Source organism: Nocardia mexicana NBRC 108244, assembly GCF_001613165.1.
Lineage (GTDB): Bacteria > Actinomycetota > Actinomycetes > Mycobacteriales > Mycobacteriaceae > Nocardia > Nocardia mexicana.
Map to the genome: position 1 here is coordinate 76,951 of NZ_BDBV01000006.1, position 14,080 is coordinate 91,030.

The 14,080-nt window shown below is 69.5% G+C and carries 13 protein-coding genes; 3 read left to right on the plus strand and 10 right to left on the minus strand.

Annotated features, from left to right (window positions below; all coding sequences use genetic code 11):
- Window positions 1–86: 86 nt before the first annotated feature.
- On the minus strand, window positions 87–1,226 hold the full coding sequence (locus tag NM1_RS03115) for a questin oxidase family protein (protein WP_068013628.1): 1,140 nt from the start codon (window positions 1,224–1,226) through the stop codon (window positions 87–89).
- 58 nt (window positions 1,227–1,284) lie between these two features.
- Between NM1_RS03115 and NM1_RS03120 the strand changes: the two genes are divergently transcribed.
- A complete protein-coding gene (locus NM1_RS03120; protein ID WP_068013630.1) occupies window positions 1,285–1,773 on the plus strand; it encodes a MarR family winged helix-turn-helix transcriptional regulator in 489 nt (162 codons plus the stop codon).
- Between the two features lie 48 nt (window positions 1,774–1,821).
- Here the strand turns inward: NM1_RS03120 and NM1_RS03125 are convergent, their stop codons facing one another.
- The 8 genes from NM1_RS03125 to NM1_RS03160 form a co-directional block, all read right to left on the minus strand.
- On the minus strand, window positions 1,822–2,922 hold the full coding sequence (locus NM1_RS03125; RefSeq protein WP_068013632.1) for a metal-dependent hydrolase family protein: 1,101 nt from the start codon (window positions 2,920–2,922) through the stop codon (window positions 1,822–1,824).
- Between the two features lie 70 nt (window positions 2,923–2,992).
- The gene (ffh, locus tag NM1_RS03130) at window positions 2,993–4,564 is read right to left on the minus strand and encodes a signal recognition particle protein (protein ID WP_068013635.1); all 1,572 of its coding nucleotides are present in this window, start codon (window positions 4,562–4,564) and stop codon (window positions 2,993–2,995) included.
- A gap of 88 nt (window positions 4,565–4,652) precedes the next feature.
- Window positions 4,653–4,964 (minus strand): hypothetical protein, encoded by a 312-nt coding sequence (locus NM1_RS03135; RefSeq protein ID WP_246011414.1) that lies wholly within the window; start codon window positions 4,962–4,964, stop codon window positions 4,653–4,655.
- Between the two features lie 194 nt (window positions 4,965–5,158).
- A complete protein-coding gene (locus NM1_RS03140; protein ID WP_425454314.1) occupies window positions 5,159–7,684 on the minus strand; it encodes a [protein-PII] uridylyltransferase in 2,526 nt (841 codons plus the stop codon).
- Between the two features lie 139 nt (window positions 7,685–7,823).
- Window positions 7,824–8,162, minus strand: coding sequence for a P-II family nitrogen regulator (locus NM1_RS03145; protein WP_068013639.1), 339 nt, complete (start codon window positions 8,160–8,162; stop codon window positions 7,824–7,826).
- Window positions 8,163–8,166: 4 nt separating this feature from the next.
- Window positions 8,167–9,513, minus strand: a complete 1,347-nt coding sequence (locus NM1_RS03150; protein WP_068013641.1) for an ammonium transporter — start codon at window positions 9,511–9,513, stop codon at window positions 8,167–8,169.
- Window positions 9,514–10,114: 601 nt separating this feature from the next.
- Window positions 10,115–11,773: a signal recognition particle-docking protein FtsY gene (ftsY, locus tag NM1_RS03155; protein WP_068013643.1), complete on the minus strand. Its 1,659-nt coding sequence runs from the start codon at window positions 11,771–11,773 to the stop codon at window positions 10,115–10,117.
- Between the two features lie 236 nt (window positions 11,774–12,009).
- Window positions 12,010–12,417 (minus strand): RpiB/LacA/LacB family sugar-phosphate isomerase, encoded by a 408-nt coding sequence (locus NM1_RS03160; protein ID WP_068013645.1) that lies wholly within the window; start codon window positions 12,415–12,417, stop codon window positions 12,010–12,012.
- 174 nt (window positions 12,418–12,591) lie between these two features.
- On the opposite strand from NM1_RS03160, the gene NM1_RS03165 reads away from it, so the two are divergent.
- Both NM1_RS03165 and NM1_RS03170 read left to right on the plus strand, forming a co-directional pair.
- Window positions 12,592–12,981 (plus strand): DUF2237 family protein, encoded by a 390-nt coding sequence (locus NM1_RS03165; protein WP_040749614.1) that lies wholly within the window; start codon window positions 12,592–12,594, stop codon window positions 12,979–12,981.
- A 95-nt stretch (window positions 12,982–13,076) separates the two neighbouring features.
- The gene (locus tag NM1_RS03170) at window positions 13,077–13,478 is read left to right on the plus strand and encodes a GNAT family N-acetyltransferase (RefSeq protein WP_068013647.1); all 402 of its coding nucleotides are present in this window, start codon (window positions 13,077–13,079) and stop codon (window positions 13,476–13,478) included.
- 144 nt (window positions 13,479–13,622) lie between these two features.
- Here the strand turns inward: NM1_RS03170 and NM1_RS03175 are convergent, their stop codons facing one another.
- Window positions 13,623–14,075 carry a putative glycolipid-binding domain-containing protein gene (locus NM1_RS03175; RefSeq protein ID WP_147289015.1) on the minus strand — a complete coding sequence of 151 codons (453 nt, stop codon included), beginning with the start codon at window positions 14,073–14,075 and terminating at the stop codon, window positions 13,623–13,625.
- Window positions 14,076–14,080 lie beyond the last annotated feature (5 nt).

Here is a 14,080-nt window from a genome sequence, read left to right on the forward strand (position 1 = left end):
CCGCGAGGCTCCGACGAGGACGATCGTCCATTCTGCCAGACCGCCCCCGACCCGAGGAAATCGCCCACCCGAACCTCAGGCTCGTCTCACTGCCGCGCCGTCTCCCGGAAACGGGCCTCGACCGCCGAGCGTCCGGGTCCGTCCGGTCGCTCGATGCGCTGCTGGGCGATATCGACGGCCCAGGCGTAGCGCGGATCGGGCCGCAGGGCGTGCTCGCGCAGACAGGCCTCGGTGAACTTGATGACGTGCTCATCGCGATGGTCGACCGCCCGCGCGATCAGCTCGTCCCAGGCGGGCGGCTGCGCCTGTCGGGCCCGATCCAGCGCGGCGTCCTCCCCCGCCCGGCTGGTGGTCACCATCATCAGCAATGTGACCTGCGCCTGCCATAGCGCGGCCACCGTCGGCTGGTGCAGCTCCGGAGGCAGGTGCGGCAGGACGAGCCGCGCCGCGGCCGGTGCGGTCACACCGTGCAGCAGCGGGATCGGGAACCACGAATCCGTATGCGCCACACAGATTCCCGCGTAGTGGGCGGTCATATCCGACAGCAGCCTGTCGAGGTGGTCGGGCACCAGGGTGTCCAGGGCTTCGGCGTATCCGGGCATCGCGTGCGGGTTCCGCATGCGGGCCAGCCCTTCCTGCGGGCTGCCCAGCGGCTGCGACAGCCGGTTGACCGCGGCCACCGCCGCGGGCACACCCAGGTTCCCGACCAGCCGTCCGCGCCCCGGCGCATCGACGAACCGCGCGGCCCAATAGCCCATCCCCCGGGCCAGCTCCCGCACCTGCAGGTCGGTGGGTCGGTCGGTGGCGCCGAGCCCGCGCACCGCGTGGGCGGTACGGATCAGTCCGTGCGTCAGCCCGGTCATCGGACCCGGCAGCAGCCGCGGCCACCAGCGAACCAGGACCGCCTGCCAGCCCTCCTCCGCGATCTCGCGCAGGAACAGCTCCTCGAAATCCCCGGCGCGGCCGATATCCCCCAGTGCCGCACGCCAATCCGACTCGTCGGCACCGTCGAGGCGCTGGTACGGCACGGGCGGCTCGTGGTGCGGGGCGGCGCGGCGATACACCTCGACCCATTCCGGAACGGCGTCGCCGTGCCCCAGCACGGCGAGGGCCTCGGCGCCCATGGGCCCGTGGTTGGCCAGGTCCCCGCCCCCGAGGTTGCGTTCGTATCCGAGGTCGTCGAGCCGTTCGAGCGCATCGTTGACGGCGTCGTGGTAGGTGGTCATGGTAGCCTCACTTCGGATATACAAACTGTTCGTATAACCGAAGATATAGGATGCACCCGTGCCCGACAAGAGCAGCGCCCCAAGGGTTCCCAGCCGCACCGAGATCACCGAGATCGTCGGCTTCCTCCCGCTGATCGCGGCGTTCTTCGACAAGGCCCGCGCGGATATGCCCGCCGATCACGAGGAGACGTTCGTCGGGCGCGGCCTCACCTCGCGTCACGGGGCGGTCTGCGTGCAGTTGGTGCCCGACCAGTCGCTGAGCGTCGGAGAACTGGCCGCCCGGATGGGCCTCGCCCTGTCGACGGTCAGCGAACTCGTCGGCGACCTCGATCGCGCCGAATGGGTCAGCCGCACCCCCGACCCCGCCAACCGCCGCCGCACCCTGGTGCGCCTGCGCCCCGAAAAGCGCGACCACATGGAGACTTTCGTAGCCCGACGAGCAGAGCCGCTACTCAACGCCCTGGCAACCCTCACCCCCACCCAGCGCGACGGCTTCGCCGCGGGCCTCCGCGCCTGGGCCCACGAAATCCGAACCTGGCGCACCTGAGGTGTCCGAATTGATGCGCGACCTCGACAAGGAGTAGTCGCCGCAGCGTCAGCGGTGGCCGGTGACCGGATCGCGCCGGTTGTGGACGCGGCCGCGCAGGACCACGAACGACGGTGCGGCGAGTACTTCGGGGCCGGTTCGCGGGTCTTCCCGGTAGACGACGAAATCCGCGGGGGCGCCGGGGGCGATAGCCGGGCGGCCCAGCCATTCGCGGGCCTTCCAGGAGGCCGCGCCCAGCGCTTCGTCGGGGGTCAGGCCCGCCGCGGACAGCGCCGCGATCTCGTCGGCTATGCGGCCGTGGCGGATCGAGCCGCCCGCGTCGGTGCCGGTGTAGATGGGGACACCCGCGGCGTGGGCGTCGGCGACGGTGCTGCGGACGCGGCGGTGCAGGTCGCGCATGTGGGCGGCGTAGGTAGGGAATTTGGTTGCGCTGTCGGCGATTTCGGGGAAGGTGTCGATGTTGACCAGCGTCGGCACGAGGGCGGTGCCGTGGTGCGCCATCATCGCGATGGTCTCGTCGGTCAGCCCGGTGCCGTGTTCGATGCAGTCGATTCCCGCGCCGAGCAGGCCGGGCAGGGCATCCTCGCCGAAGACGTGCGCGGTGACGCGGGCGCCCTCGCGGTGGGCGGCGTCGATCGCCTCCTTCAGGACGGCGTCGCTCCACAGCGGCGCCAAGTCGCCCACCGACCGGTCGATCCAGTCGCCGACGATCTTCACCCACCCGTCGCCGAGCCGGGCCTGTTCGGCGACGATCTCCGGCAGGTCGCGCTCGTCGTCGAGTTCGATGCCCAGCTCGCGGATGTAGCGCTTGGGCCGGGCGATGTGGCGCCCGGCGCGGATGATCTTCGGCAGGTCCTCGCGCTCATCGATGAACCGGGTATCGATGGGCGAACCGGCATCGCGCAGCAGTAGCGCCCCGGCGTCGCGCTCGGTCTCCGCCTGCGCGACCGCCCCCTCGCGATCCTCGTGTCCCCCGCCGTACCGGATCCCGACGTGGCAGTGCGCATCGACCAGCCCAGGCACGATCCACCCACTGCCGCACAGGGTTTCGGCATCCCGAACGGGCTCGAACGAGATCACCCCGTCGTGCACCCACAGATCACGCACTTCGTCACCGGGAAGCACCACTCCCCGCAGATGCAGTCGCATATCGCCTCCCGGTTGCGCGCCGTCGAGAACCTCCCCCAACCTACTGCGCTCGGTCGGCCCCGAGCACGCGCTAGTTCTTCGGGAAGTTCAGCTTCGACAAGTCGATGCCCTCGAGGCCGGGCGGGAGTTCGTCGGCCCCGGAGGGCATGTTCGACAGGTCCGGCATTCCCGCGGGCATGCCGCCCGGCATGCCGGGCATACCCGGGAACCCGCCGCGCATCTTCGGCGGCGTCGGCCCGCGTCCGCCCTTCTTGCCCTTCTTCCCCTTCTTGCCCTTCGCATTTCGGCGTCCGCCGCCGGGCATGCCCATCTGGCGACCCATCTGCGCCATCATCTTGCGGGCCTCGAAGAAGCGGTCGACCAGCTGGTTGACATCGGTCACGGTGACGCCGGAGCCATTGGCGATACGCAGTCGACGGGAGGCATTGATGATCTTGGGATTGGCCCGCTCGGCGGGTGTCATGCCGCGGATGATCGCCTGCACCCGGTCCAGCTGCTTGTCATCGACCTGGGACAGCGCATCCTTCATCTGACCGGCACCGGGCAGCATGCCCAGCAGGTTGCCGATCGGGCCCATCTTGCGGATGGCCATCATCTGCTCGAGGAAGTCCTCGAGCGTCAGCTCACCGGAGCCGATCTTGCGCGCGGCCTCCTCGGCCTGCTGCTGGTCGTAGACCTGCTCGGCCTGCTCGATCAACGTGAGCAGGTCGCCCATGCCGAGGATGCGGCTGGACATGCGGTCCGGGTGGAAGACGTCGAAGTCCTCGAGCTTCTCACCGGTGGAGGCGAACAGGATCGGCTCGCCGGTCACCTCGCGCACCGACAGCGCCGCACCGCCGCGCGCGTCGCCGTCCAGCTTGGTGAGCACCACGCCGGTGAAGCCGACACCGTCGCGGAACGCCTCGGCGGTGGTGACCGCGTCCTGGCCGACCATGGCATCGAGCACGAACAGGGTCTCGTCGGGCTGCACCGCGTCGCGGATGCCCGCGGCCTGGCGCATCAGCTCCTCGTCGATACCCAATCGACCGGCCGTGTCGACGATGACGACGTCGTAGTGCTTCTGCCGCGCCTCCTCGACACCGGCGCGCGCAACATCGACGGGATCCGAGGCGGTGACGCCCAGCGGATTCTCGCCGCCGCCGATCGAGGTGCCCGGATGCGGCGCGAAGACCTGCGCGCCCGCGCGCTCGCCCACGACCTGCAGCTGCGTGACGGCGCCCGGCCGCTGCAGGTCACAGGCCACCAGCAGCGGCGTATGCCCTTGGCCCTTCAACCATTTCGCGAGCTTGCCCGCCAGCGTGGTCTTACCGGAGCCCTGCAGACCGGCGAGCATGATCACCGTCGGCGGGGTCTTGGCGAATCGCAGCCGTCGCGTCTCGCCGCCGAGAATCCCGACCAGTTCCTCGTTGACGATCTTGACGACCTGCTGCGCCGGATTCAGCGCCGCCGAGACCTCCGCGCCCTTGGCGCGCTCCTTGATCTTGGCGATGAACTGCCGGACCACCGGCAGCGCGACGTCGGCCTCGAGTAGGGCCAGGCGGATCTCGCGCGCGGTCGCGTCGATATCGGCCGGTGACAGACGCCCCTTGCCACGCAGATCACTGAGGGCACCGGTCAACCGGTCGGACAGGGATTCGAACACCGATCGCGCTCCTGGTATCTCGACGGACGTCACTCGACATACCAGGGTATCGGGATCTCGCGGATCGTCGGATCCGGGCCGGTTACCACTACTCCAGCGAGCGCCGCCGCGGCCGCGGGGCCTGTCGGATGTCGTGCTCCTCCGACGCCACCATATACAGCGCCTCGCGTGCGGTGAGCCCCAGTTCCAGCGCCATATTGTCGAGCATCGCCCATTCGGCCGCGCTGGGGTCGTGATCGGTGACGGTCGACGCGATCGTCATGGCCGTCACCGCCTGCTGCCCGGTGAGCGTGCGGCCCGGTAGCCAGGACACCACCCAGCGGTCTCCGCCGACGCAGCGCGCGATGTGCCGGGTCATATCGCTGGTCATCATCGACGCGGATACGACTTCAATAGCCACCGACCTGCTCCCCTCATGCTTCACAACAGCCAAAGACAGGTACTGCGACAGCTCAGAGCGAAGAACCCTCAAACGGTTCCGATACTAGAGTGGCTTGCATCACACCCGACACAGGTTGTCGCGATTCGCACGCAACGATCTGGTTAACCAGCAAACACCCGGTTTGCCAGCAAATTCACTGACGGGGCGAGCGATCAGTAAATCGCGCCGGACTCGACGCCGGTGTCCGTTTCGGCCGGTTTCTTCGGTTCCGGTTGGGGAACCACCGCGAGCACCGCGGCCTCGATCTCGGCGCGCCGCGCGGGCGTATCCGCATCGCCGAGATCCAGGCAGAACGCGTCGACCACGGCCGAGCCCATGGTGACCACCTTCGCCCACAGCACGTCGACGCCCGCCCCGGCCAGCGCGGCGGCCAACCTGCTGAGCAGACCGATCCGATCCTCGGCACGCAACTGCAGCAGCACCTGGCCGGGCGCACCGGATTCCGTCCAGATCAGCCGCGGCCGGGACTGCGAGTACGGGCTCGACCGCGCACCGGCGTCGCGCTCCTTCTTGGCCAGCACCGCCGCCAGGTTCAGGTCGCCCTTGACCGCCCGGATCAGCTCCTGGCGCAGCAGCCCGGGGTCCGGCGGATCGCCGAACATCGGTGTCACCACGAACCGGTCGATCGCCGCGGCCCCGGAGCCGGCCAGGTCGGCCGACAGCACCCGCAGCGAGTGCAGCGCCAGCACCCCGGCGGCATCGGACAGCAGGCCCGGCGTATCGGGCGCGATGACGGTCACGACATGGGTGTAGCGCCCGTCGCCGGGCACCAGCTCGACGTGCACGCCGCCCGACTTCGCCTTCTCCAGCAGCGCTTCGGAGATCGGATCCGGCTGCGGCAGTGGCTCACCGGCCATCACCAGCCGGCAGCGGCGCACCAGCTCGCCGATCAGCGAGGCCTTCCAATCGCCCCAGACGCCCGGACCGGTGGCCAGCGAGTCCGCCTCGGCGAGCGTGTGCAGCAGCTCGAGCAGTTGCGGATCGCCGTCGAGCGCGTCGACGACCATCCGCACGGTCTTCGGATCGTCGAGATCGCGCCGGGTCGCCGTGTCCGGCAGGAGGAGATGGTGCCGCACGATCGCCGACAGCGCACGCACGTCCGCGGGCCACAGCCCCATCCTGCGGCCGATCTGCGTGGCCAGTTCGGCGCCGACGACGCTGTGGTCCTCGGGGCGGCCCTTGCCGATGTCGTGCAGCAGCGCGCCCAGCAGCAGCAGGTCGGGACGCGACACCCGGGTGCTCAGGCCGCTGGCGTAGGCGACGGTCTCCACCAGGTGCCGGTCCACGGTCCAGGTGTGCTGCGGGTCGCGCGGCGGCAGGTCGCGCACCGCGCCCCATTCCGGAAACAGCCTGCCCCACAGCCCCGTTCGGTCCAGCGCCTCCACCGCGTCCACCGTGCCCCGGCCGGCACCGAGCAGCACGAGCAGATCGTTGAGCGCCTCCCGCGGCCACGGCTCGCGCAGCTCCGGCGCGTCCTCCGACAGCCGGTTGAGCGTGGTCGCGGCCATCGGCAGTCCCGTCTGCGCCGAGGCCGCGGCCACCCGCAGGATCAGGCCCGGATCCTTCTGCGGGCGGGCATCGCGCGCGAGCACCACCTCACCGGCGTGTTCGACCACCCCCTCATCGAGTGGTCGGCGCACCGGCATGCGACGCAGCCGGGCCAGGCCGCGCCGCGGCAGCGCATTGCCCGCGGTCCGCAATCCGACGTCGACCGAATAGCCGACCGTGCGCGCCGCATCGCTGAGCGTGCGCGCCAGGTCGAAGCGGTCGCCGATGCGCAGGGCGGCGCCGATCTCGTCGGCGTCCTGGGCGCGCAGCTGATCGCGGGAGCGGCGGGCCACGCGGTGCAGCTCCGTGCGCACGTCCAGCAGTCGGCGATGGGCATGTTTCAGGCCGCCACCGGGCACGTCCGGACCGAGCCCCGGCATGGCGTCGGTCAGCTGGGCGATGGCGAGGGCGTCCAGCAGCTGGATATCGCGCAGCCCGCCGCGGCCGTTCTTCAGATCGGGTTCGGCGCGGTGGGCGATCTCGCCGCTGCGCTTCCACCGGACCTGCGCCTGTTCGACCAATTCGCCGAAGCGGGAGCGGATTCCGGTGCGCCATTCGCGGCGCACCCCGCCGATCAGCAGGTTGCTCAGCTCGTCGTCGCCGACGATGTGACGGGCCTCGAGCATGCCGAGCGCGGCGGTGAGGTCGTCGGAGGCCACGCGCAGCGCCTGCGGGACCGTGCGCACGCTGTGGTCGAGCTTGATGTGGGCGTCCCAGAGCGGATACCACAGCCGATCGGCGACCTCGGCCACGCGCTCCGGATCGACGTCGTCGTGCAGCAGCACCAGATCCAGGTCCGAATAGGGCAGCATCTCCCGGCGGCCCAATCCGCCGACCGCGATCACCGCCAGGCCGCTGTCGCGGGTGATGCCCAGTTCGGCCCCCTTCCCGGTGAGCCACAGGTCGTGCAGGTCGACCAGGGCTTGGCGCAGCGATTCGGCGTCCAGGCGCGGATGGCGGGTGTCCCCGCCGTCGAGCAGTTGTTCCCGGGCCCGCACCAGATCCGTTGCACCGCCCGAAATTTCGTCTCTCGCCTGGAAACCCACAACCACCACCCATTCCGTGTCCTGCGCACCCGGCGTGCGGGACCAACCATGCATCCGCCCGGCCCCGGAGGAACCGGCTCGCATGCGGGCGGCCCCGCCCCGGCCTGTCCGGCAGGGGCGGGGCCGCCGCGCGCTTCTCTGTGCTGCGGCGGGGACCGCCGTCCCCGCCGCGTCCGATGTCCGCGAGAGCGGGCCCGGCGCTCCCGCCGGGGCATCGTGGTTCCTACAGAGCGTCGGAGCCGCGTTCGCCGGTGCGGACCCGGATCACCGAGTCGACCGGGCTCACCCAGACCTTGCCGTCGCCGATCTTGCCGGTGCGGGCCGCCTCGACGATCACCTCGACGACCTTCTCGACGGAGGCATCGTCCACGACGACCTCGACACGAACCTTCGGCACGAAGTCGACGGAGTACTCGGCACCGCGGTAGACCTCGGTGTGGCCCTTCTGCCGCCCGTAGCCCTGCACCTCGCTGACGGTCATGCCCAGCACGCCTGCCTGCTCCAACCCGCTCTTGACGTCCTCGAGCGTGAACGGTTTGACGATTGCAGTGATCAGTTTCATTGCGTCATGCCTCCTTGACGGCCGTACGTGCCGTGCCACCCACAGCAGCGAAATCGTATGCCGTTTCCGCATGCTCCGACTCGTCCATCCCCTGGAACTCGGCTTCTTCGTTCGCACGCAGGCCGATGGTGTACTTGATCGCCAGCGCGATGATCGCCGTGACCACGCCCGAGAAGATCAGCACCGCGAAGGCGCCGACGGCCTGCTTGCCCAGCTGGTCGAAGCCGCCGCCGTAGAAGAGGCCCTCGACCGCGGCGGGCGCCTCCGAGGTGGCCACCAGGCCCACCATCAGGGTGCCGACCAGGCCGCCGACCAGGTGCACGCCCACCACGTCGAGCGAGTCGTCGAAGCCGAACCTGAACTTCAGGCCCACGGCCAGGGCGCACAGCGCGCCCGCGACGATGCCGATGGCGAGCGCGCCGACGACGTTCACCGAGGAACACGACGGGGTGATCGCGACCAGACCGGCCACGATGCCCGAGGCCGCACCCAGCGAGGTGGGCTTGCCGTCGCGGAACTTCTCCACCAGCAGCCAGGCCAGCATGGCGGCCGCCGTGCCGATTGTGGTCGTGACGAAGGTGGCACCCGCGATCCCGTTGGAACCGACGGCCGAACCGGCGTTGAAGCCGTACCAGCCGAACCACAGCAGACCGGCGCCGAGCATGACGAACGGCAGGTTGTGCGGTCGCATCGGGGTCTTCGGCCAGCCCTTGCGCTTGCCGAGGATGATCGCCAGCACCAAGCCCGCGATACCGGCGTTGATGTGCACCGCCGTGCCGCCCGCGAAGTCGATCGCCTTCAGTTTGTTGGCGATCCAACCTCCGGTCTCGCCGGTGATGCCGTCGAAGGAGAACACCCAGTGCGACACCGGGAAGTAGACGATCGTGGCCCACACGCCCGCGAACAGCAGCCAGGAGCCGAACTTCAGGCGGTCGGCGACCGCACCCGAGATGAGGGCGACGGTGATGATCGCGAACATCAGCTGGAACGCCACGAACACCGACAGCGGGATGGTCCCGGCCAATGGCACGGCGGCAGGGGCGGCCGGGTCGGTGGTGGCCAGGTAACTGCCACCGAAGACCGACTTCAGGCCGAAGTACTGCGTCGGGTCACCGAACAGGTTGCCCTTGTCGTCGCCGAAGGCCACCGAGAAGCCGTATAGCGACCATAGGACCGTGATCAGGCCCATTGCGCTGATGCTCATCATGATCATGTTGAGCACGTTCTTGCCACGCACCATGCCGCCGTAGAAAAACGCCAGGCCTGGTGTCATGAGCAGCACGAGTGCCGAGCTGGCCAGCATCCATGCGGTGTCCCCGGTGTTGGGTTCACCGATTACGGGAAACGCCACCTTGTTCCTCCTCATCTCGGGCCCGTCCGAATACGGCAAACGAGCCTGACAAGAAGGTTCCTCAGTTGGTGTTTCCGCCGTGACGCAGCGATGTTTCCGCTGGGTGAACGGATGAACGTGCATTGTTGCCATCACGTTTCGTGATGTTCACCACAGCCGAAACCTCATTGCGACGGCCCCTCGGGTGTGAGCCGACCGAGCAGGATACGCGCTGGTCGAAGCCCTGCGACGCAGGCACTTTGGCACCGACTCGCCCGCACGTGGCCGAGAAGTCCACGGCCGAACCGACCGGTTCGGCCAGCAGGTCACCAGCGTTCCCTGTCTACCGGGCATGACACCGGATCGGCCACGGCAGTGCCAGCAAACCACCCGGCATACCCCACACTCCGCTTTCCCGGCATGCCCACCCTCCGCTTTCCCAGCATGCCCACCCTCCGCTTTCCCAGCATGCCCACCCTCCGCTTCCCGGCACACCCACACTCCGCTCCCGGCATGCGCTTGGCCGGGACCTCGCGCTGGATTCCGGCCAAAAGCATGCCGGAAATGAGGTGGCGGCTCATGCCGGAAATGAGGTGGCGGCTCCCGAGTGAGGGTGGAGGCTTCAGCCCAGGAGCGCGTCCACGAAGGCGCCCGGCTCGAACGGGGCCAGGTCGTCGGAACCCTCGCCCAGGCCGACCAGCTTCACCGGGACGCCCAGTTCGTGCTGCACCTGGAAGACGATGCCGCCCTTGGCCGTTCCGTCGAGCTTGGTCAGCACCACGCCGGTGATGTCGACGACCTCCGCGAACACCCGCGCTTGCGTGAGTCCGTTCTGGCCGACCGTGGCGTCGAGCACCAGCAGCACCTCGTCGACGGCGGCCTTCTTCTCCACCACCCGCTTGACCTTGCCCAGCTCATCCATCAGACCGGTCTTGGTGTGCAGGCGTCCGGCGGTGTCGACCAGCACGACGTCCACGCCGTTGTCGATGCCGGTGCTGACCGCGTCGAAGGCGACCGACGCCGGGTCGGCGCCCTCGCGTCCGCGCACCGTCTCGGCGCCGACCCGCTCGCCCCAGGTCTGCAGTTGGTCGGCGGCCGCGGCGCGGAAGGTGTCGGCGGCGCCGAGCAGCACCCGGCGGCCGTCGGCGACCAGCACCCGGGCCAGCTTGCCGGTGGTCGTGGTCTTACCGGTGCCGTTGACGCCGACGACCAGCAGGATCGACGGGTGGTCGTCGTGCGGGAGCGCCCGGATCGAACGGTTCAGCTCCGGGCGCAGGGCCTCGACCAGGACGTCGCGCAGCACCTGGCGGGCCTGCTCGTCGGTGCGGACGCTGCGCGAGGCCATTTCCTCGCGCAGCCGCTGCACGATCGTGGTGGTGCTGGCCGTGCCGAGGTCGGCCATGACCAGGGTGTCCTCGATCTCCTCCCAGGAGTCCTCGTCGAGATCGCCGCCGCCGAGCAGGCCGAGCAGGCTCTTGCCGACCGCGTTCTGGGAACGCGACAGCCGCCCGCGCAGCTTGGTCAGACGACCGGCGGTGGGCTCGATCTCCTCGATCTCCGGTGCGGGCGCGGAGGTCTCGGCCGGCGCGGCGGTTCCGGTGGGCGTGGTGGTCGTGCTCGGCGCGGTAGTTCCGACAGGCGCGGTAGTTCCACTCGGCGCAGTTGATCCGGTGGGCGCAGCGGTATCGGGCGCGGCAGTACCGGCGGCCGCGGTATCGGCGCGGTCGGTGTCGCGCGCGGCGGTGTCCGGCGCCGCGGTCTCGGCGGGTGCGGAACCGGAACGATCGGGTGCGGCGTCGCCGGTCGTGGTTTCCGGCGGGGCGGTCCCGGCGGGCGTCTCGATCGTCGCCGTCGAACCCGCGGCGCCGTCCGTGGCCGGATCGCCGGGCGCGCCGTCGGCGACCTCCTCCCCGACAACCTCTTCCTCGGGCGCCGCCTCGGCGGTGGGCTCCGGCAGTCGGACATCGGTGATGGTGCGGCGCGCCGAGTCGCGCGGGACGGCGGCATCGTCGCCGATATGCGGCTGACCCTCGTCGTCGGTCCGCTCGAGCGGCACCGGTTCCGGGCTGGGCGGGGTGAGCGTGCCCGACCCGGCACCGCCCTGACTGAAGCTGAATCCACCGGCCGCCTTGTAACCGCCCGACTTGTCGGTCAGCTCCTTCTCGGGAGCGGCCGGGGTCAGCGTCACCCGGCGGCGTTTGTACAGGACAAATCCGGAAACGAACGCCACCAGCAGCACGGCGGCGATCGCGGCGATCAGAATCCAAGCTTGCGCAGTCACGCCCCCATCCTTTCAGAACGCGGGTTAACACCCGTGGGGCGGCAGCGACGTGGCGCGTCGACACGCCGACTGGCGCGCGAGCCTTCCGGACGTCTCGGGCGGGCGCTCTGCCGCAGTCACGGCATCCGGCCTACGCGGTCACCATGCGGCCCCATGCGGCAAGAATTACCTCGTCGACGTGAAAGGTGACCGCGTAGGCCGGACGACCTCGATCCGCAGCCGAACGACGGCGAATCTCACCCGAGCCGGCTGTAGTTCCCGGCCTCCGAGTCGTCCGGCGCGGTGGTGAGGAACGCGTCCAGCATCTCCTCGGCGAGGGCGGGTGAGGTCAGGCGCAGACCCAGCGCCAGCACGTTGGCGTCGTTCCACTTGCGGGCGCCCTCGGCCGTGCCGCGATCGGTGCACAGCGCGGCCCGCACACCGGCGACCTTGTTCGCCGCGATCGAGACACCGGTTCCGGTCCAGCAGCACACCACGCCGCGGTCGGCGACTCCCCGCGCGACCGCCTCCCCCACGCCGCCGCCGACCTCGGGCCAGGCGATGTCCTCGCCGACCACCACCAGCTCGTGCCCTTGGGCGGTCAGCCAGTCCTTCATATAGCGCGTCAGATCCGTGGATTCATCGGTACCGAAGGCGATCCGCATACTTCGAGAGTACGGTTTGCCACACGCCCTCTAACACACCGCGAGGTTACTCAGCGCCAGGACACGCCGCTCGGACGGTCGTCGACCCCGTCAGCTACCGACCGGTCTGCTCGTCTGCGCACCACGCGGCGGAAGGCGCGGCGAATCCGACAGCTAGACAATAGGATCGGCGGCGTGACCGATCGAAATGTGCTTGGGGGACCGCTGGAGGAGTGTGGCACCGATCCTCTCACCGGCTTCTACCGGGACGGGTGCTGCAGCACCGGCCCGGAGGATCTGGGCAGCCACACGGTGTGCACTGTCGTGACCCAGGACTTCCTGGAGCACCAGAAGTCGATCGGCAACGACCTGATCACCCCGCGCCCGGAGAACAACTTTCCCGGCCTGCAGCCCGGCGACCGCTGGTGTGTCGTCGCGGTGCGCTGGCTGCACGCCCATGAGGATGGAGTCGCGGCGCCGGTCGTGCTCGCCGCCACCCATGAGAACGCGCTCGAGGTCGTCCCGATGGACACGCTGCGCAAGTACGCCGTCGACGTCCCCGACGACGTCAGCGATCTGCTCTGACGCATCGATGCCCGGCCGGTTACGGTTGTGCCTCAGCCGCTGCGCGGAACCGAATCTGCAGGACACAGCGCCCGTCTCGATTGCACAATCGCGTCATGCGGGTCGTGCAGTACGCCGACGAGCACCTCGACGGAATCGTCGCGCTGTGCCGGGCCGAGGGGTGGCCGAGCTACCCCGCCGATCTGGACGGAGCGGATCGAGCCCTCCGCGCACCGGGCAGTTTGACCCTCGTCGCTATCGACGGCCACGGCGCGATCGATGACATCGCGGTGGTCGGTTTCGCACACGCGCTCAGCGACGGCTGGTGGGGTTACCTGTCCCTGCTGCTGGTCGCCGAGCACCGCCGCAGGGAGGGCATCGGCGTCCGGCTGGTGAAGGAGTTGTTCCGTCGTAGCGGCGTCACTCGCCTGGATCTGATCACCGACGAGGCAAGCGAGTTCTATCGCTCACGCCCGCATACATCATTCGAGGGATTCCGGCTGTATCCCCGCAGTTGAGCCACCCCCACCGCTCCAGCGCGCGAATCCCATCCCTCCTATCCAGAGTGCGGTTCCGGTGAGCCGCACCGTCGTTCCGACATGCTTTCGGTCGAAACCCACACGCCGACCGAACCGAGGACGCACTCGATCCGCCCCCGTCGTTCAGGGATGCAATCGGCCCAGATAGTCGTGGTAGAGCACCACGAACCCATCGTCGTCGAAGTCGATATCGGCTTCGTAGTCACCCGAGACGAATCGCACGGTGCGGCCGCCCTGCGGTACGTACCGCTGCGTTGCCGGAACGGCGGCCAGTTGCGGGACGGTGACGAACCGCATCGTGTAGTCGCGCGGCGCGGCGCCCTCGGCCAACAACTCGTCCCGCACCACGGGCAGCGTGTTGAAGAACGCCGAGTGCTGGAGGTCGAAGTAGTCGGCTCCGTCCAGCCGGTGGCGGACCGGACCGTCACCGATATCGACGGTCAGCTCGGAACCGTCCAGTTCCCAATGCAATTCGTACACCAGACCGAGCTGCGTGCCGCGCGCCCGGTCCAGGGCCTCGACGTGGACGATCTCCATCCGCGGCTCATCGAGCCCCTGCCATACGAAGGTTCGCACTCGAC

Bases quoted from the DNA above. Each gene is read 5' to 3' on its own strand.
- NM1_RS03145 (WP_068013639.1), bottom strand. From the start codon at position 8,162: ATGAAACTGATCACTGCAATCGTCAAACCGTTCACGCTCGAGGACGTC.
- NM1_RS03125 (WP_068013632.1), bottom strand. From the start codon at position 2,922: ATGCGACTGCATCTGCGGGGAGTGGTGCTTCCCGGTGACGAAGTGCGT.
- NM1_RS03140 (WP_425454314.1), bottom strand. From the start codon at position 7,684: ATGCGAGCCGGTTCCTCCGGGGCCGGGCGGATGCATGGTTGGTCCCGC.
- NM1_RS03115 (WP_068013628.1), bottom strand. From the start codon at position 1,226: ATGACCACCTACCACGACGCCGTCAACGATGCGCTCGAACGGCTCGAC.
- NM1_RS03170 (WP_068013647.1), top strand. From the start codon at position 13,077: ATGCGGGTCGTGCAGTACGCCGACGAGCACCTCGACGGAATCGTCGCG.
- NM1_RS03160 (WP_068013645.1), bottom strand. From the start codon at position 12,417: ATGCGGATCGCCTTCGGTACCGATGAATCCACGGATCTGACGCGCTAT.